General features: G+C 55.3%; 1 rRNA gene. It reads left to right on the top strand.

Going from position 1 to position 1,595, the window contains the following annotated elements:
• The first annotated feature begins 8 nt into the window (after window positions 1–8).
• Window positions 9–1,534, top strand: a 16S ribosomal RNA gene (locus DL891_RS16495).
• Window positions 1,535–1,595 lie beyond the last annotated feature (61 nt).

A 1,595-nucleotide genomic window follows, 5' to 3' on the forward strand; every position in this document is an offset into this window, starting at 1 on the left:
ATCAAACATTTACGGAGAGTTTGATCCTGGCTCAGGACGAACGCTGGCGGCGTGCTTAACACATGCAAGTCGAACGATGAGGCTGGAGCTTGCTCCGGCGGATTAGTGGCGAACGGGTGAGTAACACGTGAGTAACCTGCCCTTCACTCTGGGATAAGCACTGGAAACGGTGTCTAATACCGGATATGACCTCCGGCCGCATGGCCAGGGGGTGGAAAGATTTATCGGTGGTGGATGGACTCGCGGCCTATCAGGTAGTTGGTGAGGTAATGGCTCACCAAGCCTACGACGGGTAGCCGGCCTGAGAGGGTGACCGGCCACACTGGGACTGAGACACGGCCCAGACTCCTACGGGAGGCAGCAGTGGGGAATATTGCACAATGGGCGAAAGCCTGATGCAGCAACGCCGCGTGAGGGACGACGGCCTTCGGGTTGTAAACCTCTTTTAGTAGGGAAGAAGCGTAAAAGTGACGGTACCTGCAGAAAAAGCACCGGCTAACTACGTGCCAGCAGCCGCGGTAATACGTAGGGTGCAAGCGTTGTCCGGAATTATTGGGCGTAAAGAGCTCGTAGGCGGTTTGTCACGTCTGCTGTGAAATCTGGGGGCTCAACCCCCAGCCTGCAGTGGGTACGGGCAGACTAGAGTGCGGTAGGGGAGATTGGAATTCCTGGTGTAGCGGTGGAATGCGCAGATATCAGGAGGAACACCGATGGCGAAGGCAGATCTCTGGGCCGTAACTGACGCTGAGGAGCGAAAGCATGGGGAGCGAACAGGATTAGATACCCTGGTAGTCCATGCCGTAAACGTTGGGAACTAGATGTAGGGTCCATTCCACGGATTCTGTGTCGCAGCTAACGCATTAAGTTCCCCGCCTGGGGAGTACGGCCGCAAGGCTAAAACTCAAAGGAATTGACGGGGGCCCGCACAAGCGGCGGAGCATGCGGATTAATTCGATGCAACGCGAAGAACCTTACCAAGGCTTGACATATACGAGAACACTGCAGAAATGTAGGACTCTTTGGACACTCGTATACAGGTGGTGCATGGTTGTCGTCAGCTCGTGTCGTGAGATGTTCGGTTAAGTCCGGCAACGAGCGCAACCCTCGTTCTATGTTGCCAGCACGTTATGGTGGGAACTCATAGGAGACTGCCGGGGTCAACTCGGAGGAAGGTGGGGATGACGTCAAATCATCATGCCCCTTATGTCTTGGGCTTCACGCATGCTACAATGGCCGGTACAAAGGGCTGCAATACCGTAAGGTGGAGCGAATCCCAAAAAGCCGGTCTCAGTTCGGATTGAGGTCTGCAACTCGACCTCATGAAGTCGGAGTCGCTAGTAATCGCAGATCAGCAACGCTGCGGTGAATACGTTCCCGGGCCTTGTACACACCGCCCGTCAAGTCATGAAAGTCGGTAACACCCGAAGCCAGTGGCCCAACCGTAAGGAGGGAGCTGTCGAAGGTGGGATCGGTAATTAGGACTAAGTCGTAACAAGGTAGCCGTACCGGAAGGTGCGGCTGGATCACCTCCTTTCTAAGGAGCACTCGAGGATGCCTCTGTGATACAGGGCTACCAACCTCGTAGCCATTTCGGG

Source organism: Homoserinimonas sp. OAct 916 (assembly GCF_003260275.1).
Classification (GTDB): domain Bacteria; phylum Actinomycetota; class Actinomycetes; order Actinomycetales; family Microbacteriaceae; genus OACT-916.